At 38.2% G+C, this 20,007-nt stretch carries 19 protein-coding genes, 1 other RNA gene and 2 pseudogenes; 8 read left to right on the plus strand and 14 right to left on the minus strand.

Translation table 11 applies throughout. From position 1 onward, the window contains the following. Window positions 1–24: 24 nt before the first annotated feature. From mfd to A2003_RS12300, 3 genes are all read left to right on the plus strand, one after another. The gene (gene mfd / locus A2003_RS12290) at window positions 25–3,486 is read left to right on the plus strand and encodes a transcription-repair coupling factor (RefSeq protein WP_286687441.1); all 3,462 of its coding nucleotides are present in this window, start codon (window positions 25–27) and stop codon (window positions 3,484–3,486) included. Between the two features lie 181 nt (window positions 3,487–3,667). Then, window positions 3,668–4,102 carry an HIT domain-containing protein gene (locus tag A2003_RS12295; protein ID WP_004912054.1) on the plus strand — a complete coding sequence of 145 codons (435 nt, stop codon included), beginning with the start codon at window positions 3,668–3,670 and terminating at the stop codon, window positions 4,100–4,102. A 48-nt stretch (window positions 4,103–4,150) separates the two neighbouring features. After that, a complete protein-coding gene (locus A2003_RS12300) occupies window positions 4,151–5,590 on the plus strand; it encodes an adenylate/guanylate cyclase domain-containing protein (protein WP_004954970.1) in 1,440 nt (479 codons plus the stop codon). Between the two features lie 89 nt (window positions 5,591–5,679). Here the strand turns inward: A2003_RS12300 and fdx are convergent, their stop codons facing one another. The 8 genes from fdx to A2003_RS12340 all read right to left on the minus strand — a co-directional run bounded on the left by fdx (window position 5,680) and on the right by A2003_RS12340 (window position 11,803). Next, window positions 5,680–6,018: an ISC system 2Fe-2S type ferredoxin gene (gene fdx / locus A2003_RS12305; RefSeq protein ID WP_004912046.1), complete on the minus strand. Its 339-nt coding sequence runs from the start codon at window positions 6,016–6,018 to the stop codon at window positions 5,680–5,682. A gap of 17 nt (window positions 6,019–6,035) precedes the next feature. Next, complete coding sequence (gene hscA / locus A2003_RS12310) at window positions 6,036–7,895, minus strand: Fe-S protein assembly chaperone HscA (protein WP_004954968.1); 1,860 nt, start codon at window positions 7,893–7,895, stop codon at window positions 6,036–6,038. A 38-nt stretch (window positions 7,896–7,933) separates the two neighbouring features. Then, window positions 7,934–8,452: a Fe-S protein assembly co-chaperone HscB gene (gene hscB / locus A2003_RS12315; RefSeq protein WP_004912040.1), complete on the minus strand. Its 519-nt coding sequence runs from the start codon at window positions 8,450–8,452 to the stop codon at window positions 7,934–7,936. A gap of 85 nt (window positions 8,453–8,537) precedes the next feature. Continuing rightward, window positions 8,538–8,858, minus strand: a complete 321-nt coding sequence (iscA, locus tag A2003_RS12320) for an iron-sulfur cluster assembly protein IscA (RefSeq protein WP_004912036.1) — start codon at window positions 8,856–8,858, stop codon at window positions 8,538–8,540. A gap of 31 nt (window positions 8,859–8,889) precedes the next feature. Next, the gene (gene iscU, locus A2003_RS12325) at window positions 8,890–9,276 is read right to left on the minus strand and encodes a Fe-S cluster assembly scaffold IscU (protein ID WP_004639432.1); all 387 of its coding nucleotides are present in this window, start codon (window positions 9,274–9,276) and stop codon (window positions 8,890–8,892) included. Window positions 9,277–9,354: 78 nt separating this feature from the next. After that, entirely contained in the window at window positions 9,355–10,572 is a 1,218-nt protein-coding gene (locus A2003_RS12330; RefSeq protein ID WP_004954960.1) for an IscS subfamily cysteine desulfurase, read from the minus strand. Between the two features lies 1 nt (window position 10,573). After that, window positions 10,574–11,047: an Rrf2 family transcriptional regulator gene (locus A2003_RS12335; RefSeq protein ID WP_004912027.1), complete on the minus strand. Its 474-nt coding sequence runs from the start codon at window positions 11,045–11,047 to the stop codon at window positions 10,574–10,576. Window positions 11,048–11,155: 108 nt separating this feature from the next. After that, window positions 11,156–11,803, minus strand: a complete 648-nt coding sequence (locus A2003_RS12340; protein ID WP_039047782.1) for a hypothetical protein — start codon at window positions 11,801–11,803, stop codon at window positions 11,156–11,158. Between the two features lie 209 nt (window positions 11,804–12,012). Here A2003_RS12340 and A2003_RS12345 point away from each other — a divergent pair, with 209 nt between their 5' ends. From A2003_RS12345 to A2003_RS12355, 3 genes are all read left to right on the plus strand, one after another. After that, on the plus strand, window positions 12,013–12,468 hold the full coding sequence (locus tag A2003_RS12345; protein ID WP_004912022.1) for a phasin family protein: 456 nt from the start codon (window positions 12,013–12,015) through the stop codon (window positions 12,466–12,468). A gap of 167 nt (window positions 12,469–12,635) precedes the next feature. After that, window positions 12,636–12,908 (plus strand): non-specific DNA-binding protein Hbs, encoded by a 273-nt coding sequence (gene hbs, locus A2003_RS12350; RefSeq protein WP_004878739.1) that lies wholly within the window; start codon window positions 12,636–12,638, stop codon window positions 12,906–12,908. Window positions 12,909–13,047: 139 nt separating this feature from the next. Continuing rightward, a complete protein-coding gene (locus tag A2003_RS12355) occupies window positions 13,048–14,919 on the plus strand; it encodes a SurA N-terminal domain-containing protein (protein ID WP_126132155.1) in 1,872 nt (623 codons plus the stop codon). A 58-nt stretch (window positions 14,920–14,977) separates the two neighbouring features. Here the strand turns inward: A2003_RS12355 and A2003_RS15085 are convergent. After that, a pseudogene (locus tag A2003_RS15085) lies at window positions 14,978–15,397 on the minus strand (tetratricopeptide repeat protein); the annotation flags it as partial. A gap of 119 nt (window positions 15,398–15,516) precedes the next feature. Continuing rightward, window positions 15,517–15,841: pseudogene (locus A2003_RS15090) on the minus strand (YbgF trimerization domain-containing protein); the annotation flags it as partial. 325 nt (window positions 15,842–16,166) lie between these two features. Here A2003_RS15090 and ffs point away from each other — a divergent pair. Then, an RNA gene (gene ffs, locus A2003_RS12365) (signal recognition particle sRNA small type) lies at window positions 16,167–16,263 on the plus strand. 10 nt (window positions 16,264–16,273) lie between these two features. Here the strand turns inward: ffs and A2003_RS12370 are convergent. The 4 genes from A2003_RS12370 to A2003_RS12385 all read right to left on the minus strand — a co-directional run bounded on the left by A2003_RS12370 (window position 16,274) and on the right by A2003_RS12385 (window position 19,126). Beyond that, window positions 16,274–16,756, minus strand: coding sequence for a regulatory protein RecX (locus tag A2003_RS12370; RefSeq protein WP_005402405.1), 483 nt, complete (start codon window positions 16,754–16,756; stop codon window positions 16,274–16,276). Window positions 16,757–16,802: 46 nt separating this feature from the next. Further along, window positions 16,803–17,849 carry a recombinase RecA gene (recA, locus tag A2003_RS12375; RefSeq protein WP_004912011.1) on the minus strand — a complete coding sequence of 349 codons (1,047 nt, stop codon included), beginning with the start codon at window positions 17,847–17,849 and terminating at the stop codon, window positions 16,803–16,805. A 160-nt stretch (window positions 17,850–18,009) separates the two neighbouring features. Further along, window positions 18,010–18,438 carry an RNA-binding S4 domain-containing protein gene (locus A2003_RS12380; protein WP_004912009.1) on the minus strand — a complete coding sequence of 143 codons (429 nt, stop codon included), beginning with the start codon at window positions 18,436–18,438 and terminating at the stop codon, window positions 18,010–18,012. Further along, window positions 18,422–19,126: an HAD-IA family hydrolase gene (locus tag A2003_RS12385; protein ID WP_005402406.1), complete on the minus strand. Its 705-nt coding sequence runs from the start codon at window positions 19,124–19,126 to the stop codon at window positions 18,422–18,424. Before A2003_RS12385 ends, A2003_RS12380 begins: the two co-directional genes overlap by 17 nt. An 11-nt stretch (window positions 19,127–19,137) precedes the next feature. Between A2003_RS12385 and A2003_RS12390 the strand changes: the two genes are divergently transcribed. Then, window positions 19,138–19,995, plus strand: a complete 858-nt coding sequence (locus A2003_RS12390; protein ID WP_005402407.1) for a 3'(2'),5'-bisphosphate nucleotidase CysQ family protein — start codon at window positions 19,138–19,140, stop codon at window positions 19,993–19,995. The last annotated feature ends 12 nt before the right edge of the window (window positions 19,996–20,007 follow it).

Raw genomic sequence — 20,007 nt, forward strand, 5'->3', positions numbered from 1 at the left:
CCTTTAAATTGCACGATTTTCTCTATGTTTCAACAAGAAATCTCTCAATTAAACTTACAACAATTCAAAGCTGGCGAAAAACGCTGGATTGGTTCGCTTCTTGGGTCATCTGCTGCACTACTATTCAAAGAAATTGCCACTCAGAATTCTAATTTATATGTAATTGTTGCACGAAATAATCAACATCTTGCACAGCTTGAAAGTGAGCTTGAATTTTATGGCATAAAACCAACAATCTTTCCTGACTGGGAGATTTTGCCATATGATCGATTATCTCCGCACCAAGATATTGTCTCCGAGCGTTTGGCTATTTTATCTAATATGCCACAAAAGGGGATTTTATTAATTTCTGCTAGTACTTTGGCTCAACGTGTTGCACCTTACTCATGGGTTGTTGGTGAGCATTTTGATATTAAAGTTGGTCAAAAACTTGATTTAGAAGCACAGAAAAAACAATTAGTCCAAGCAGGTTATCGCTTAGTTGATACTGTTTATGATCATGGTGAGTTTGCAGTTCGCGGCAGTATTATGGACATATATGCATCTGGACAAGATCAACCTATTCGTATCGACTTATTTGATGATGAAATTGAAAGCCTGAAGTTTTTCGATCCTGAAACGCAAAGAACAACTGAATCATTAAAGAATTTTACTGTATTACCTGCTAAAGAGTTTCCTCTCAAAGAAGGTAGAGCAACATTCCGAGATCGCTATGCGGAAAGTTTCCCTACCGCAAATCCCAAGAAAAATCCTATCTATCAAGATGTACTCGAAGGTATAGCAACACCAGGGTTAGAGTTTTATTTTCCTTTATTTTTTGATAAAAAGTTAATGGAAGCGCAAAGTATGTTAATGACATACTTACCAAAGAATTGCGTTGTCATTACAAATAATGAAGTTGAAGATGAATTAATTAGTTTTTGGAAGGAAGTCGTTCGTCGTTACGAAGATCGTCGTCACAATATTGATCAACCGATCCTTCCTCCTGAAGATCTATTTTTAATGCCTAATCATGTTTTACAGGCATTAAATCAATTTCCAAGAATTCTTGCTTCGGCAGATACTTTCGACGAGAAAGCTGGTGTTCTAAATTTATCAGCAGAGCAACCTCCAAAACTCGCTGTAGATCCTAAAAAAGAGCAGCCTTTTCAAGCTGTCAAAAACTATATCGATCAAATTAAATTTCCTGTGCTTTTAGTCGCTGAAAGTGCAGGACGACGCGAAACTTTAAAAGATGCGCTGCGCTCAGTTTTAGGAGAAATTCAAACAATCGATAGCTTTGCTCAATTCCAAAAGGATAAGTTAAAAGTTGCGATTACCAGTGCTCCTTTAGACCGTGGTTTACTTCTCACAGATCAATTATCCGTTATATCTGAAAATCAACTTTACGAACACAGAGTTGTTCAACGTAGACGAAAACGCCAGCAAGAAGTCTCAGAAGAGTTTTTAATTCGGAGTCTAACCGAACTGAGTATAGGTGCACCTGTCGTACATATTGATCATGGTGTTGGACGTTATGCGGGATTAGTCACCTTAGAGATTGATCAGCAAGATCATGAGTTTTTACAACTTGATTATGCTGATGGGGCTAAGGTCTATGTTCCTGTCACTAATTTACATTTGATCAGTCGCTATAGTGGTGGAGATCCTGATCTTGCGCCTTTGCACAAATTAGGTACAGATACATGGAGTAAAGCTAAGCGCAAAGCCTTAGAGCAAATTCATGATGTAGCGGCTGAGTTATTGCATATACAAGCTCGTCGACAATCAAAACCAGGTTTTGCGTTTGAGCTAGATCACACGGCATATATGCAATTCGCAAGTGGCTTCGCTTATGAGGAGACACTAGACCAAGCCAATGCGATTGAATCAACTCTTCATGACATGCAACTTGCGAAACCTATGGATCGTTTGGTTTGTGGTGATGTTGGTTTTGGAAAAACTGAAGTTGCGATGCGAGCAGCCTTTGTAGCAGTACAAAACAATAAACAAGTCGCAGTTTTGGTGCCGACGACTTTACTTGCACAACAGCATTATGAGTCGTTCAAAGATCGCTTTGCGGATACAGCAGTTCGTATCGAAGTTTTATCACGTTTCGGAAGCAACAAAACGCATCTAAAAATCATTGAAGATTTGGCTGATGGCAAAGTTGATATCGTGGTCGGAACCCATAAAATTCTGCAAGAAAATGTACAGTTTAAAAATTTAGGTTTAATGATCGTCGATGAAGAACATCGTTTTGGTGTGCGCGATAAAGAGCGTATCAAAGCACTTCGTGCCGATGTGGATATGCTTACGCTGACAGCAACTCCAATTCCTCGTACCTTAAATATGGCATTCTCTGGAATGCGTGATTTATCTATTATTGCGACGCCACCAGCACGCCGTTTAGCCGTAAAAACTTTTGTTCAAGAGCATACGGATGACTCTGTGAAAGAGGCAATTCTGCGTGAATTATTGCGTGGTGGACAAGTCTACTTCTTACATAATGAAGTCGATACAATCGAACGAGCTGCAGAAAGTATTCGAACCTTGGTTCCAGAAGCTCGTGTAGCAGTTGCTCATGGACAAATGCGTGAGCGTGAACTTGAACAAGTCATGCAGCAGTTCTACCACAAAGAATATAACGTACTGGTTTGCTCTACGATTATAGAAACGGGTATTGATGTACCGAATGCCAATACAATCATTATAGAACGTGCCGATAAACTAGGTTTGGCCCAGTTGCATCAACTTCGCGGTCGTGTTGGGCGTTCACATCACCAAGCCTATGCTTATTTGCTCGTACCATCACTCAAACATTTGAAAGGTGACGCTGAAAAACGTTTAGATGCAATTCAAAGAGCTTCAACACTTGGTGCTGGTTTTATGCTGGCGACAGAAGATTTAGAGATTCGCGGTGCTGGTGAGCTCTTAGGTGAGCAGCAAAGTGGTTCAATGCAAGCAATTGGCTACAGCTTGTATATGGAGATGCTTGAAAAGGCAACCAAGGCGATTCAAAAAGGTAAAACTCCTAATTTCGATGCTCCGCTTTCACTTACTGCTGAAATTAACTTACATATGCCAGCATTGATTCCAGATGATTATTTGGGCGATGTTCATCAACGTTTATTGTTCTACAAGCGTATTAGTAATACAGATACACAAGAAAAACTGGATAATATCCGAATGGAGTTGATTGACCGTTTTGGTATTCCACCTCAAGCGGTTAAACAGTTGTTCAGCGTTCACCAAGTGCGCCTTAAAGCGGAACAACTTGGAATTACAAAAGTCGATGTGAATACAAACGGTGGGTATATCGAGTTTTCTCCTGATACACCTGTACAAGCAATCAGTATCATTCAGTTGATGCAGAAGAACCCAACTCACTATCGTATGGAAGGTGGTCAGCGATTGAAATTGACAGTTCACTTGTCAGAATACGAAGAGCGTATCAAGTTTATTGTGACCTTGCTGAACAAGTTATTAAGTGAGTTGAATGGCTAATTAAAAAATCAGATTTGAGGGGAGAAGTATCATTCGATACAGAATCATTTTTTGGTCGGATGATGCGTCAATAACTGAGGAAAATCATTGTTATTTGTAATCAAACAGGTTACTAATAATATTCACATCACAACTGATGTGATAGTATTGACCATTATTATTTTGCATCATTTATAAAGATATGTTTAGTTTGCATCCACAACTTGCTCAAGATACATTTTTTGTAGGCGACTTTCCGCTTTCAACATGTCGTTTAATGAATGATATGCAATTTCCTTGGCTAATTCTTATACCACGTGTTCCTGGAATAACTGAGTTATATGAACTCAGTCAAGCCGATCAGGAACAATTTTTACGTGAATCGAGTTGGTTGTCTAGTCAGCTTTCTCGCGTATTCCGTGCTGACAAGATGAATGTAGCGGCACTTGGTAATGTTGTACCACAGCTTCATTTTCATCATGTTGTACGTTATCAAAATGATGTTGCGTGGCCTAAACCAGTTTGGGGTACTCCAGCTGTACCATACAGCAGCGATGTTCTTGCTCATATGCGTCAAACCCTTATGCTTGCATTACGTGGTCAGGGTGATATGCCTTTTGATTGGCGCATGGACTGATTTAGTCAAGAGGATTGTAGGTCTTCTTAGATAAGGAAGGAGTAGAGGGTGCCACTAGATAGGTTAATCGATAAAGAACCTAGACAGTTCGCTTATTTCCATCGTTTGATGGGATATTCGATTTTGTCATTAATTTTGGTTATTTATACTTTTACTTCTTCTAGCGCTAATCACCAACTCTATATTCTTCCAATTTTATTAGTTTTCTTTTTACTGTCTCCTAAGCTTGAAAAATGGCTTCAATACAAATTTGATCGTGATACAGAGAAGAACGTTTTATTTGGCATAGAGGCTGTTATCGTTGCCATTGTTTTAGCTGGATTACATTTAAGCCTAGTACCTACATTTACAATCCTATTTGCACTACTTTATGTAGGTTTAAACAATAAAATTACTTTACCAGTAGCATCATTAATTATTTTGATTGGTGTGCTGACCTTTTATTTTTCAACATTTTTTATATTTGGTGCGGAAGAATATTTTGAACCGACTAATCCTGAACTTACAGTGGTGAGTTTACTTGGATTGATGATGTTCATTGTGATTGGTAACTACTATCAACATCGTCGTTTGAATATTCTAGGTCAGCAACGTCAGCATTATCATAATCAAATGACTCGTTATATTGCCTTTGCAAATCAACTAAGTCGTTATGCTCCATTACAGTTGTGGCAGTCGATTATGCGTGGCGAGGCTGAAGCTAAAATTGAATATAAACGTAAAAAATTAACGATCTTCTTCTCTGATATCCAGGGTTTTACAGAGCTTTCTGAAAGTTTAATTCCAGATGATTTAGCTTTCTTATTAAATGATTATTTAAGTCATATGACGGAAATTGCAAAACAGTATGAAGCAACCGTCGATAAGTTTATGGGTGATGCGATCCTGATTTTCTTTGGTGATCCAAACTCTCAAGGTGTAGAACAAGATGCGAAGTCTTGTGTTGAAATGGCCATCGCAATGCGCCAACAGATGAAATTGCTACGCGAACGCTGGAAAAAAATGGGTTATCCAGCATTACATATTCGCATGGGAATAAGTACAGGATATTGTCACGTTGGGAATTATGGTGCTTCACATCGTATGGCATATACGATTGTAGGTCGTGATGTAAATCTGGCAGCCCGTTTGCAATCAGCTGCTGAAGTTGATGAAATTTTGATTGCAGATGATACACATCAGTTAATTAAAAATGAATTTCTGTGTGTTCCTAAAGTGCCGATCTATTTGAAAGGGATTCAAGGTCCTGTGAAAACATGGCAAGTCATGGAGAAATTCACAGGCAAAAAATCAGATACACAAAAATGGTTTGATTTTGAATATAAGGGTTTTCATTTGGTGCTGAATTTTGAAGAAGTACAAAATTATGAATACCCTGAGCTGGTAGAAATTCTAGAGAAAATGATTCAGAGAATCAAAACACAGCAAAAAATTACTAATGCACAAGGCATTCCACGTTTAAATCTCGATGATGAGGTTAAGCAATAGATTATTTTTTCTTCTGTATTGCAAAACTCTACCACATAAAAAAACTCCTCATTTAGAGGAGTTTTTTTATGTCACTAATTTTTGAAAATTTAGTGATTTTCTGAAGCATGGTTGATTGTGTATTTAGGAATTTCAATTTCTAAATCTTCATCAACAATTTCAACTTGACACGAAAGGCGAGAGTCTGGCTCCAAACCCCATGCACGGTCAAGTAAATCGGCTTCCACGTCATTCATTTCTTCGAGGCTGTCAAAACCTTTACGGACAATGACGTGACATGTGGTACATGCGCATGACATATCGCATGCATGTTCAATTTTGATGCCTTGCTTAAGTAAGCTTTGGCATAAATTTGCATTTTTTTCCACTTCGAATTCTGCACCTTCAGGACAGAATTGAGCATGAGGGAGAACTTTAATACGTGGCATATTGATCACCTATACCTTTAGTTTGAGTTTGACCAATCTTCGAGTTTTGTACCCTTTAAGGCATGGTCAATATGTCGATTCATACGAAGTGCTGCAAACGCATCGCTGTGGGTTTTAAGTTGTTGAACAGCATTTTCAATTGCTTCTAACTCATTAGTTTTTAAGCGAGCTTTAAGTGCTTCAGCAGCGAGAATTAAATCACGAGCTTGTTGCTGAGAAAGTAAATCTTTATCAGCTTTTAAAGCTTGTTCTAGAGCTTCTAATTCACGTTCTGCTTCAACTTTTGTTTCTTGCAAATGGCGAAGTTGTTTATCTTCTTCAGCATGCTGGAAACCTTCAATTAATAAACGTTCCGTATCTGCAGCTGATAAACCATAAGAAGGTTTGATATCAATTTGTGCTTGAACACCAGAGGTTGTTTCTTTTGCAGAGACTGTTAATAAACCATCAGCATCAACTTGGAATGTAACTTCAATACGCGCTTGACCAGCTGTCATCGGTGGAATGCCATGCAAAACAAAGCGACCTAGTGAACGACAATGTTCAACTAAATCTCGTTCACCTTGTACGACATGAATCAGCATGGCAGTTTGTCCATCTTGATAAGTCGTGAATTCTTGACGGCGAGCTACAGGAATTGCTGTATTGCGCGAAATCAAACGCTCTACCAGACCGCCCATAGTTTCTAAACCTAATGAGAGTGGAGTAACATCAAGCAATAAAGAGCCATCTTGGCTGTTACCGATGAGCTGATTTGCTGTGATTGATGCACCAATTGCAACTACTTCATCTGGATTAATTGTACATAAAGGTTCACGTTTAAATATATCGCGAACTGCTTTTTGTACTGCATAAGAACGAGTAGAACCGCCAACTAAAACAACATGTTCAATTTCATCTAATTCAAGTTTTGCATCGCGTAATACGCGTTTACATACACTGATTGTTTTATCGAGTGCGACCTGAATGATTGATTCAAATGTTGGGCGATCTAAAACTAGACGATCATCGAATAATTTTAATTCAGCAGATTCATGATCAGTGAGTTGCTCTTTAGCTTGGCGTGCAGCAACGACAAAAACTGCGTATTCTTCATCACTTAGAGTTTCAATGCTAAGCTGTTTTTTTGCCCATTTCACGATTAAGCGGTCGAGGTCATCACCACCTAATGCAGTATGACCACCTGTGGCTAATACTTCAAACACACCTTGTGAGAACCGCAAGATAGATACGTCAAACGTACCACCACCTAGATCATAAATTACATAATTACGATCTGTACTGAGATTGGTATCCTGATCTAAACCATAAGCAACAGCAGCAGCTGTTGGTTCATTAAGTAAGCGCAGTACATTTAAGCCAGCTAATTGAGCAGCATCACGAGTTGCTTGACGTTGTGCTTCATCAAAATATGCAGGAACCGTAATAACTGCACCATTAACTGGATTTTTTAAGCTTGCCTCAGCACGTTCTTTTAATTCTTTTAAAATCTCAGCGGAAATCTCAACAGGTGTTTTTCGACCTGCAGCAGTTTCAAATGCTGGCATTTCATTTTCAGCACCAACAAGCACATAAGGATGTTGGAATTTAATATCTGCTTGAGAACGTCCCATGAAACGCTTAACAGAAACAATTGTATTTTTAGGATCAGTCAACATGAACGGCTTAGCTTCATAGCCGAATGTAGTTGTATCCTTTGCATAATGAACGATAGAAGGGAGTAAAACTCGGTCTTTATCGTCTTGTAGAACTTTCGGTTTTCCCGATAGCACTGTCGCCACTAAAGAGTGGGTTGTTCCTAAGTCTATACCGATCGCAATTCGATGTTCGTGCGGCGCAGTAGATTGACCAGGTTCAGCAATTTGCAAAAGTGCCATGCGTGAGGTATCCCTTGAAAATAATTGGTAACGGCAGACTAAAAATCATCATCTAAGTCGAAGCTATCTTCTTCGTCTAACATGCGATCTTCGGCTTTATCAATATCGTTCATTACGCGTTGGAAAAAGCGTAATTTACGTACCGTATCACGAGCTTCAGCCCAATCTTCGTCAGCATAATCAATTTTGAATTCGCGGACTAATCCATCAATCCATTGTTGAACGTCTACTTTTAATGTACGTAATTGATCTGTTGATCTAGCCTCATCAAGTTGCTCGCGCATCTCAAGTGCTGATTGTAGAAATTCAAAATCATTGATGGATTGATCAAGATGGTGATCTTGCTTTTTTAAGGCAAGTAAATATGCAGCACGACTATCAACTTGTGAAAGTACTTTAAACGCTTGATTGATTTCACTTGACTTAATTAACGCCTGATCTTTGTCAGCAGCTTTATCTGGATGATATTGCTGTTGCAAATTCAAAAACTGTTTTTTTAAAGCTGCCAAATCTATATCGAGTGCTTCGGGTAATTGGAACAACTCAAAATGATTCATGGGAGATGAATTCCGCTATTGATAAATACATTAAAACAGTGCGGAACACACTGTTTTAATGAATAAAAAAGAGGGTGATGTAGTTTTAGACTGTAAATGATTCACCACAGCCACATTCACCTTTTTGATTTGGGTTGTTGAACTCAAAGCCTTCATTGAGACCATTTTTAACATAGTCCATCTCTAAACCTTCGAGATAAACTAAGCTTTTAGGATCCACAAAAACTTTAACACCGAACTGCTCAAATACTTGATCATGTGTGTCAACATCATCAACAAACTCAAGTACATAAGCTAATCCAGAGCAACCCGAAGTTTTCACACCAACACGAATGCCTTCACCCTTACCACGATTCTGTAGGTAATTGCTGATGTGAGTCGCAGCATTTTCAGTTAAATGGATCATGAAAACTCCAATGTGTTACGTCGTTAAACTATTAAGCTTTCGCTTTTTTGCCACGATAATCTTCAATCGCAGCTTTAATCGCATCTTCAGCCAATACAGAACAGTGTACTTTTACTGGTGGAAGAGCAAGCTCTGTTGCAATATCAATGTTTTTGATTGCTTGAGCTTCATCAAGAGTTTTACCTTTTAACCATTCAGTTACAAGGGAACTTGATGCGATTGCAGAACCGCAACCATAAGTTTTGAAGCGAGCTTCTTCAATTACGCCATTATCATCGACTTGGATTTGTAAGCGCATTACATCACCACAAGCTGGTGCACCGACCATACCTGTGCCAACGTTTTCAGCATTTTTATCCAAAACACCCACATTACGAGGATTTTCGTAATGATCAATTACCTTTTCACTATAAGCCATTTCGCTTCTCCAAACCTCGGGGTCAGCCTAATATTAATATGAGGGTTAAAACACGTTTTTCAATTCAAGTTCAATGAATTAGTGTTCAGCCCATTCAACTGTTGAAAGGTCGATACCTTCTTTGTACATATCCCAAAGCGGAGAAAGTTCACGAAGTTTCTCAACAGCAGCTTTGGTAATTGTCAATACGTGATCGATATCAGCTTCAGTGGTGTACTTACCAAAGCTAAAGCGAATTGAACTATGTGCCAATTCATCAGATAAACCTAGAGCACGTAATACATATGATGGTTCAAGTGTTGCAGAAGTACATGCAGAACCACTTGAAACGGCTGCATCTTTCAATGCCATCATTAAAGATTCACCTTCAACAAAGTTGAAGCTGACATTTAAATAATTTGCAACGTTTTGAGTAGGGTGGCCATTTAAGAAAACTTGTTCTAAGTCTTGTAAGCCATTCCAAAGTTTGTCGCGTAATTGGCGTAGACGTTCTTGTTCAGCATGCATGGTTTTACCAGCAATTTCGAACGCTTCACCTAAACCAACGATTTGATGTGTTGGTAAAGTACCAGAGCGCATACCACGTTCATGACCACCACCATGCATTTGCGCTTTTAAGCGAACGCGTGGATTACGACGAACATATAATGCACCGATACCTTTAGGACCATAAATTTTATGACCAGAGAAACTCATTAAATCGATTTTCATAGTTGAAAGATCGATATCTACTTTTCCAGCAGCTTGAGCGGCATCTACGTGGAAGAATGTTTTATTCGCACGTGTTAATTCACCGATTGCAGCAACGTCAGTAATTGTACCAATCTCATTATTCACCATCATAAGTGAAACAAGGATCGTATCTGGACGTAAAGCAGCTTTTACCATTTCAGGTGTAATTAGACCTGTACGTGGTTCTGGCTCGAGATAGGTGATTTCAAAGCCTTCTTCTTCAAGCTCACGACATGGGTCTAAAACAGCTTTATGTTCAATTTTACTTGTAATAATGTGCTTGCCTTTTGAACCATAAAACTGAGCGATACCTTTGAGTGCTAAGTTATCAGATTCAGTCGCACCAGAAGTCCACACAATTTCACGTGGATCAGCTTTGATAAGATTAGCGACTTGTTCACGCGCGTATTCAACTTTTTCTTCGGCTTGCCAACCATAAGCATGCGAGCGGGATGCAGGATTACCAAAAGTCCCTTCGAAGGTTAAGCATTCCATCATACGTTCTGCAACTTCAGGAAGGACAGGAGTGGTTGCTGCGTAATCAAGATAAATTGGACGTTTCATGTCAAATACCTGTAACCGATAAAAGAGCTGAGTCAAAGCTTGTAGAGTTTTGGCGCAGAGCGACAGTTTGTACATTGTCGCGTGCAATTAAATCTGCAAGTGTGATTTTGGCGAGATAATCGGCAATATGGTGGGAGAGTTCTTGCCATAAGTCATGCGTTAAACACATTGCACCATTTTGGCAGTTTCCTTTATGGTCGCAACGAGTCGCATCAACAGTTTCATTTACAGCTTCGATGATTTCTAGCACTGTGATCTCACTTGCAATACGCGCAAGATGATATCCGCCATTTGCACCACGAACGCTTGAAACTAACCCATGGCGCTTAAGCTTTGCGAATAATTGTTCGAGATAAGCGACAGAGATGGATTGGCGTGCTGCTATTTCCGCAAGCGTGATCGTTTGTTCAGTTGGCTGCAAAGCTAAATCAAGTAGAGCAGTCACTGCGTAACGACCGCGAGTTGTAAGACGCATGATTCGGTACACATGGTTAGACTAGATGTCTAAATTTTATGAATTCCGACTAAAATAGTCAAGTTTTTTAATTGCCAATATGTGTGTGAAAAGTGAAATATAAAGTTTTTATTGTATCCACATATTATACACAAAAAAACCAATCAAAATAAAGCTAAATACAGCAAAGCAGATATTGATCAAGCGTTGGCGCTTTTGGAGTCTATGGATTCGATTTTGATATTGTTTTACTTCCACGAGTAATGAGTTTATTTCTGAGCGTTGTTGATCAATTTTATCTAGCAAAGGTGCAATTCTTTGCTGTGAGGCTAAGGTTTCAGCATCATCATCGAATGCACTAAACCACTGTTTCCAGTTAGCAAATATGCTTGGGAGTGTCAAATGCGGTGCTAAATCTAAAAACTCTTCGGCAAGTGAGGTTTCACCTAAAAGTCGCATGTTGTGAATGCTGCGCTGATTATTAAACACAAATATTTTAGTAAGATCGATCAGCGTACTATTGATTTCAAGATCAATTTTTCGATCTAAAGACTGCATATCAAATAGCAATCCTTTGTCTGTGAACTGAATATAAAAATCAAAGAAAGGGATATAGCTATTGATACGTAAAGTCACACGCTGGTCAATAAATCGTTTCGCCTGTAGACGAAGTGCTGAATCATGAGTCAGGATAAATGAGAAAAAAGTTTCTAAAACAATGATAACAAAGTTTAGCAACAAATGAGGATGTCTATGTCTTTGTTGCGTTTCACTCATGAGTCTCTTTTTCCTTACCAGTCAATAGATATAACCATAAAGCATATAAACTTGAGCATCCTTGCTCAATGATTAATATTAATTTACATGACTTTGTAGCTTTGTAGAACAGTTTTTTAAAACGATCAAGTCTTAACTTTGATATTATAAAAACATTTTTATGGTTAAATACGACATACTGTTTGTAAAGTGCTTAGGAGCATTGGTCTATGGATAACACTAACCTTGAAAATTCAGGTGAAGAAGCCGAGGTGAAAACCAAATTAAAATCAAAGAGTTCTAAAAAATCTGCTTTGGATTTCAAAAAATATACACAACAAATTTGGCTGGCAGGTTTAGGTGCATTTTCACGAGCTGAAGAAGAAGGAAATAAATTATTTGACTCGCTTGTAAAAGTTGGTGAAGAGCTTGAGTCAAAAACTGTTGATTTCGCAGATAACACCGTTGGGAAAGTCACTGAGAAGGCGAAAGAGTCTGTGACTGACACTAAAGACAAAGTAGAAAAAATTTTAGACACAGGTGTAAATCACTCTTTAAATCGAATCGGTTTGGTTACTCCTAAAGATCTACAGCATATTGAACAGCTTTTGGTGCAGCTTCATATCAAAGTTGATGCTTTAATTGAAGAAAATAACCAACTAAAGGCCAAATTGAATAAAAAGTAAAAAAACTCCTGACGCTCGTCCGTTTATGTCGTATTTCAGTATTTATTTTGGTTAAAACGCCTTTCTAGTATTGCGTTCTCCCCTAAAGCATTGCTATAAAGGCGGCATGGCCTTTTAAACTATAGCCTTGGATCTTAACAAACGATATTAAGAGGATATTTTTTATCATGAATAAATCAGAATTAATTGATGCGATTGCTGAAAAAGGGGGAGTATCTAAGTCGGATGCTGGTAAGGCACTTGACGCAACAATTGCATCGATCACTGAAGCACTAAAAAAGGGTGATACGGTTACTTTAGTCGGTTTTGGTACTTTTAGTGTCAAAGAGCGTGCTGCTCGTACTGGTCGTAATCCTAAAACTGGTGAAGAGCTACAAATTAAAGCTAGCAAAGTACCAAGTTTTAAACCAGGTAAAGGTTTGAAAGATTCAGTTGCGTAATCTTTTTAAATCAATAAACGCACCATCTCGGGTGCGTTTTTTATTTATCGAATGAAAAAGTTGATTTGAGCTTTATTCTGCATTCATTCGCTTTTATTTTTCAGTTAAAATTGCCCCGAAATAAAATATTGGAATTCTCATGGAATCTTTTCGTACACTCATTAAGGGTTGGCTTGGCAAAGTCCTTCTAGTTTTGTTTTTGACCCCTTTAGCGCTTGTAGGTATTGAAGGATATTTTAGTGGAGGCAATAAAGCAGATGTTGCAAAATCTGTAAATGGCCAAGATATTTCTAATAAAGAATTAGAAACAGCAACTAAAAATTATAAAGATCAATATTTATCCTTAGTAAAGGGTGATGAGTCTCTTTTGAACCTCTCTCTTATTCAAGAAAAAGCATTAGATGCACTGATTGCTCGTAGCTTGTTACAACAACAAGCAGAAAAACTAGGGATTTCCCTAAGTGATACGCAACTTGAGCAAATGTTGGCTCAACAACCAAGCTTTCAAGAAAACGGACAATTTTCACAAAAGCTCTATGAAAATTATCTACGCTCTGTTGGTATGACCAATCAAGGCTTGGTTGCTAGTCTACGTCAAGACCATGCTTTAAAAATGATTTCATCGACATTGATGGATTATGCTTTGGTAAGCAAATCTGATTTACAGCAACTTGCTAATTTACAAACAGAACAACGTACTTTGCATTTAGCTAGCATTAAGTTAGATGATTACAAAAAGGGTATTACTGTTTCTAATCAAGAAATTGCAGATTATTACAACAAGCATAAAAACCAATTTAAACAGGTTGCTAATGTTGATGTGGATTATGTGGTTTTAACACCAGCATTATTGCCACAAGCAAATGTAGCTCCTTCTGAAGCTGAGTTACAGCAGGCATATAAAGCATTCGTTGATAAACAACAGAAAGATGTGAAGCGAGAAGTTAAACATATTCTGATTACAACGGATTCAAGAGATGCAGCGACAGCTCAGAAATTGGCAAATGATGTATACGCTAAAATTCAGTCAGGCATGTCATTTGCTGATGCTGCAGCGCAATTTTCAGAAGACCCTTCTTCTAAAACACAAGGTGGTTTAGTTGAAGCTTATGCTCCTGGTGTGTTTTCAGCAGACTTTGATAACGCTGTTAATTCTTTGAAGAATGGTCAGATTTCTAAACCAGTTAAGACACAGTACGGTTATCATATTATCGCTGCAAACGCTCCTGCAATTGATATCCCATCGTATGAAGCTGAAAAACCGCGCTTAATTGCTGAAGTGCAGAAAACAAAACAAGCCAATTTATTTAGCGATACAGTGAATAGTCTAAATGAAATGGTTGTGGGGAATGATTCATTAGATGCCGTGGCTCAAGAAGTTAAAGGCGTTCGTGTTGAATCTGCTAAAGGTGTTACTTTAACAACGCAAAATCCTTATTTAAGCGATTTAAATGTAAAAGCAAAATTGTTTAATGATGATGTAAAAAATGGTGATCGCAATGCATCATCAAGTATTCAATTAGCAAATGGTGATACGATCTGGATCAAGGTGCGTGATTATCGTGCTGCTGGAGTCAAGACACTTGCTCAAGCAACTGCTGAAGTCAAAGCTAAGGTGATTGAGGAAAAAGCATATAAGGCTGCCCAAGCGAAAATCTCATCAACTTTAGCTGAATTTAAGACTCAACCTGCTGCACAAGTTGTTGCAAAGTCAAAAATTATTTTTGAGGATGCAGGTACTTTTGCTCGTTCACAAGGTTTAAAGCGTGCTATCGAACGTGCAGCGTTTAGTATCCCTGCGCCAACTAAAGAAGGTATGTGGTCAGTTACAACGACTCAACTACCTAATGAGTTGGTAATTGTGGCGGTCTCTACGGTGAATACAAATGCCGCAAGTGCTTTACAACCAGAACAGTTGAATGAGTTAACCAAGTTATATCAGCAGTTCCGTGGTCAGCAGATTTTAGAGGACTATACTGAGTATCTAAAATCACAAGCAAAGATTAAATAAGACTTAAGCAAAAAACCAGTTCAAATGAACTGGTTTTTTTATAGGTAAAAGTTTTAAATTACTTCTTCTGAATAAATTTTGCTTCTTCTGTTTGTGGGTATTGGCTTATCAGCTTGTTTTTATACTGATTGGCTAGAGCTGTATTTTTGTCCACTTCTTTAGCAATGCTATACAGTTGGTAAATCGCTCTTGGTGCTTTAGCAGAGTTTGGATAACGTGTAGCCACGATATTGTAATTCTGTTTTGCAGCTTTATAGTCAACAGGCTCTACAGCTAGATAAAATTCAGCTAACCAAAAATATGCATTTCCAACATAAATACCATTCGGATGATTTTTAATAAAGTTTTGCATCGGTTGGATCGCTTTTTTTGCTCCACCTTGTTTGTAAGCATCTAAAGCAACGGTATATGCAGCTTTTTCTAATTCGATTTGAGCGTTTGTTGTATTCGTGGTTGCAGTATTTTGTGTTGCCTGTACCACAGGTGTAGATGTTGAATTAGTGGTGTTTTTAGGGGAGTCTGGTTGTATTGTATTGGCTGGAGAAGGAGGTTCTGATTTTGGTGCTGCTGCAGCTTCTGCTGTTGACTCTGTTGTAGCTTCCGTTGTTTCTTCAGGTGGATCAATTTTTTGTGATAAAAGTTCTAAGCGTTGATCTAAGTCTGTATATCGATTAGCTAATTCTTTCTTTAATAGTTCAATAGAGTTTTCATGCTCTTCCAATTGACCACGTAATCTACGAACTTCTTCTTCGAGCTTCTGATTTTTCTGAATCAAATCCCAGTTTAGATTTGTGCTTACGGGTGCTGAAGTTGTGTTGTCATTAAATTGTTGGCTTAACGCACGAGATTCAATAGGAATATTTGCATACAAATGTGTACTGCTAAGTAGTGCAATAAAAATTGCAGAATGCTTTTTTAGCATGAAAATTCATCCATAAAGTTGAAAATAAAGCTGTGGGGTGAATAAGCTTTGTTTTTTACTTGAGACACACCAAACAAACATTTTTAGATTTAGCCATTAAAACAGCAACACATTTAAATGCAATACGTGTTTACAATCTTCAAGCACTTTTGGAGAAAATACGTTTTGTTTTGTATAAACATTAAACAAATTATAATGTTCTCAACGAGCCAAAAAACATAGTTGGTGTTGATTTAAGCAGTTGAATCAAAAACTGAATTAAAAATGGAGACAAGCCTTGCAACTCCAATAAAAATCTCTATACTTTGTCAGGCAATGGTAGCCCTGCTGGTAGCTTCGCAATTGTACTCTATGAACCCCGCCAGGACCGGAAGGTAGCAACGGTAGTAGATCTATGATGTGCCGGAGTCTTGCTGGTAGGGTTGCCACCAATTATTCTTCATCGCTCGTTCGAGCAATCGCTTTCATAATTACACTCATATCAAACCCTCTATACTGCAAAAATCGAATTTGTTTTGCCTTGATCTTTTGATCTTTTGAAACCTCAGTACCAAATTTTTTGACCTTTAGTTGATATGCTTGTTCTAACCAATCAACTTCTTTTAACTCTTCTGTAATAAGCTCTTCATCTAATTGTTTTGCTTTCAAAGCTTGTTTTATGCGTTGTAGACCTTTCCCTTTGCGTATTTGACTTGCTAAGGTTTGCTCAGCAACACGTTGATCGCTTTGATAGTTATTTACTGCTAGCTCTTCGACGAGTTTTGCAACTTCATCAGGATTAATCGCATATAGATTTAGTTTTGCTATAAGTTCAGCTTGCGAATAATCGCGACGAGTCAGGAGTGCAAATGCATAAGAACGAAGTCTTTGACCTGTGAGTGTTTTAGGTTTCTCTGTTTTCTCATAATTAAACAAGTTTTATATCCTCATGAAAGAAAAACGCCCCGAAGGGCGTTTCAGTTTAACTTTCTAAAAAATCTGGTTCTTCTACATCTTCTGTAGGGGCTGCTTCAGGATTGTTTTTAGTGAGTAATTGCTCGCGAACAACCTTCTCAATTTCAGCAGCGATTTTCGAATTCTCTTCAAAATAACGAATTACGTTGTTTTTACCTTGTCCGATTTTGTTGCCTTGGTATGAGTACCATGCACCCGCTTTTTGAACAATATCTTGTTGTACGGCGAGGTCAACTAATTCACCTAGTTGATTAGTTCCTTTACCGTACATGATTTGGAATACTGCTTCGCGGAAAGGAGGTGCCATTTTGTTTTTTACAACTTTGACTTTAGTTTCAGAACCAACGATTTCATCGCCTTCTTTAACTTGTCCAATACGACGGATATCTAAGCGCACTGACGCATAGAATTTAAGTGCATTACCACCTGTGGTTGTTTCTGGACTACCAAACATCACACCAATTTTCATACGAATTTGGTTGATGAAGATCACCATACAGTTAGAGCGTTTTGCGTTACCAGTGATTTTACGTAATGCTTGGCTCATCAAACGAGCTTGTAAGCCCATATGAGAGTCACCCATTTCGCCTTCAATTTCAGCTTTTGGTGTTAATGCTGCAACTGAGTCGACAACGATTAAATCAATTGCACCTGAACGAACGAGCATATCTGCGATTTCAAGCGCTTGTTCACCATTGTCGGGTTGAGAGACTAGTAGGTTGTCAATATCAACGCCTAATTTGCGTGCATATTGTGGGTCAAGCGCATGTTCAGCATCGATGAATGCACAAGTACCACCATTTTTTTGACATTGAGCAATTGCTTGCAATGTCATTGTTGTTTTACCAGATGATTCAGGACCATAAATCTCAATAATACGACCTTTCGGTAATCCACCAATACCTAAAGCGATATCTAGTGTTAATGACCCTGTAGATACAGCTTCAACTGCTTGTACAGTATTGTCACCTAAGCGCATCACAGTGTTTTTGCCAAATTGTTTTTCAATCTGGCTTAACGCAGCTTGTAACGCTTTACTTTTATTATCATCCATCTCAAAACCTCAAAACTTTATATTCTTAACGACTAACCCAAGTGGATGTATTGAATCTCAACTTGTTGGGACTTGAGTATAGTGGCAGATTCTAGTTGTTTATTCTACATCTGACCTGCGTCAATACGACACAAGATGACGCACCTTAAATTAGAAAAAATTACTCATCATGATAAGACCATGATTGAACATTTTCTTGTTTAAAACGATTGATATCACGACGATCTTTTTTGCTTGGTCGATGATCAGGTCGGGCTAGATTATGCAATTTTCGTTGCGATGCATGCAACTCTCTACGCTCAATACTTTCAGTTGTTTCTTCATAGAGTAACTGAGCCATAGGAGCACCGCCACGTATAGACGATAGGGCTTTGACGATGACAGTTTTCTTGTCAAATCCTTGTTGAATGGTCAGTTCCATTCCAACCCGAACATCTTTGGATACTTTGACGCGTTCATTATTGTGATGAACTTTACCACCTTCAATGGCTGCTTTTGCGATGGAGCGTGTTTTGAAGAAACGAGCAGCCCAAAGCCATTTATCAATTCGCATGGCTTCCATGCTTTCTGGTTCATGCTGTTTTGGCATCTGTTACCTGTAAATGGGTTTCTAGACAATCAAATAAATCAGTGAGTTCATCAAGTGCGGGGTAAGGAAGTTCATTGGAATTCCTTGCAGCTTTGCTACTTGATGGTTGTACTATGCTAAATAGTTTTGAAATTCCAAAACTTTCTGCGCCTTTCAATACGGCAACTGTATCATCAATAAAAATTGCTTTCGTTGGATCAAATGGATGCAGTTGCTGAAGTTCACGCCAAAAAGAAACATCTTCTTTTGCGTATCCTAATTCTTCACTACTAATCATAAGTTCAAAGTAAGGGCTCAGTGCAACATTTTCAAGTTTTAGCTGTAATCCTGCTTTATCCGCGTTAGTAAGTAACCAACAACGATAGCCCTTTTGTTTGAGTTGTTCTAATAATTCAAAGCAACCGGAACGCGCTTTGATTTTATTTCGATGCTCGTATTGGAGTTGCAAAACATCGACTCCAACTTTTGTAGTCCAGTAAGCAGAAGAATACCAAGATAGTGTATGCTTATGTTGTTGGTAAAATTGAAATAGTGTCTGTTTACTCTGTTCTAGAGTGCATTGATGTACTTGAGCATGGCGTTCAGGTAGACACTCATTCCAAATAAAATCATCAAAGGCTAAATCGAGTAATGTGCCATCCATGTCGAACATGGCAATAGGCTTTTGCTGTAAATCTGAATATGACATAAGGTTGGTCTATGTTTATAAAAACGCTCGCTCCACAAGATGACTTGATTATGCAACTTGTTCCAATTATGGCGCAGGCTAGTCAAATATTGTTGGAAGAATACCAAAGTTATTGTGCTGGTTGCGAGTTTAATATTCAGGAAAAAAGTGATGATTCTCCTGTGACTCAAGCTGATCTAAAGGTAAATCATTTTCTACTCAAGCATTTGGCAACGATAACACCGCAATTACCTGTCTTATCTGAAGAGAGTGATTATTCTGAGCGTAAGTCATGGAAAAAATGTTGGATGCTTGATCCACTAGATGGAACGAAAGAGTTTATACATGAGCGTGATGAATTTACGACTAATTTAAGTTTGATCGAAGACCATCAGACAACTTTTGCGATTATTGCAGTGCCTTGTGAACAGGTCATGTATATCGGTTATCGCAATCAACTTCCTTATAAATACAGTTTTAGCCGTAATGAATGGTTTCAATACAAAATAGAAGAACATGACTTAAATACGCCTCTCCAAATTGGATTAAGTCACAACAGTAAAAATCCTAAATATCAAAATTTTATTCAACCATTACTCAAGCATCGTGCTGTTGAGCGACGTGAAGCTGGTAGTGCTTATAAGTTTTGTATGATGCTTGAAGGTGATATAGATATTTATCCACGGTTTCATCCAACATCGGAATGGGATACGAGTTCAGGTCAATCATTATTAGAAAGTATTGGCGGTGGTCTACTGACTCTAGAAGCTAAGCCATTTTTGTATAATCAGCGAGAAACTGTTCTTAATGGTGGCTTTATCGCATTTAAAGATCAGTACTGCAAAAAAATTGCATATGAAGCATTAAAGCATTCTGGGATTTTAGATTGAGAGTTATATTAC

It is taken from the genome of Acinetobacter sp. GWC1_38_13 (assembly GCF_001767535.1).
Classification (GTDB): Bacteria; Pseudomonadota; Gammaproteobacteria; order Pseudomonadales; family Moraxellaceae; genus Acinetobacter; species Acinetobacter junii.

Bases quoted from the DNA above. Each gene is read 5' to 3' on its own strand.
- hscA (WP_004954968.1), bottom strand. From the start codon at position 7,895: ATGGCACTTTTGCAAATTGCTGAACCTGGTCAATCTACTGCGCCGCAC.
- recA (WP_004912011.1), bottom strand. From the start codon at position 17,849: ATGGATGATAATAAAAGTAAAGCGTTACAAGCTGCGTTAAGCCAGATT.
- A2003_RS12385 (WP_005402406.1), bottom strand. From the start codon at position 19,126: ATGTCATATTCAGATTTACAGCAAAAGCCTATTGCCATGTTCGACATG.
- A2003_RS12345 (WP_004912022.1), top strand. From the start codon at position 12,013: ATGGATAACACTAACCTTGAAAATTCAGGTGAAGAAGCCGAGGTGAAA.
- hbs (WP_004878739.1), top strand. From the start codon at position 12,636: ATGAATAAATCAGAATTAATTGATGCGATTGCTGAAAAAGGGGGAGTA.
- A2003_RS12355 (WP_126132155.1), top strand. From the start codon at position 13,048: ATGGAATCTTTTCGTACACTCATTAAGGGTTGGCTTGGCAAAGTCCTT.
- A2003_RS12330 (WP_004954960.1), bottom strand. From the start codon at position 10,572: ATGAAACGTCCAATTTATCTTGATTACGCAGCAACCACTCCTGTCCTT.
- mfd (WP_286687441.1), top strand. From the start codon at position 25: ATGTTTCAACAAGAAATCTCTCAATTAAACTTACAACAATTCAAAGCT.
- iscA (WP_004912036.1), bottom strand. From the start codon at position 8,858: ATGATCCATTTAACTGAAAATGCTGCGACTCACATCAGCAATTACCTA.
- fdx (WP_004912046.1), bottom strand. From the start codon at position 6,018: ATGCCACGTATTAAAGTTCTCCCTCATGCTCAATTCTGTCCTGAAGGT.
- A2003_RS12390 (WP_005402407.1), top strand. From the start codon at position 19,138: ATGTTTATAAAAACGCTCGCTCCACAAGATGACTTGATTATGCAACTT.
- A2003_RS12335 (WP_004912027.1), bottom strand. From the start codon at position 11,047: ATGCGTCTTACAACTCGCGGTCGTTACGCAGTGACTGCTCTACTTGAT.
- hscB (WP_004912040.1), bottom strand. From the start codon at position 8,452: ATGAATCATTTTGAGTTGTTCCAATTACCCGAAGCACTCGATATAGAT.
- A2003_RS12380 (WP_004912009.1), bottom strand. From the start codon at position 18,438: ATGCCAAAACAGCATGAACCAGAAAGCATGGAAGCCATGCGAATTGAT.
- A2003_RS12295 (WP_004912054.1), top strand. From the start codon at position 3,668: ATGTTTAGTTTGCATCCACAACTTGCTCAAGATACATTTTTTGTAGGC.
- A2003_RS12340 (WP_039047782.1), bottom strand. From the start codon at position 11,803: ATGAGTGAAACGCAACAAAGACATAGACATCCTCATTTGTTGCTAAAC.
- iscU (WP_004639432.1), bottom strand. From the start codon at position 9,276: ATGGCTTATAGTGAAAAGGTAATTGATCATTACGAAAATCCTCGTAAT.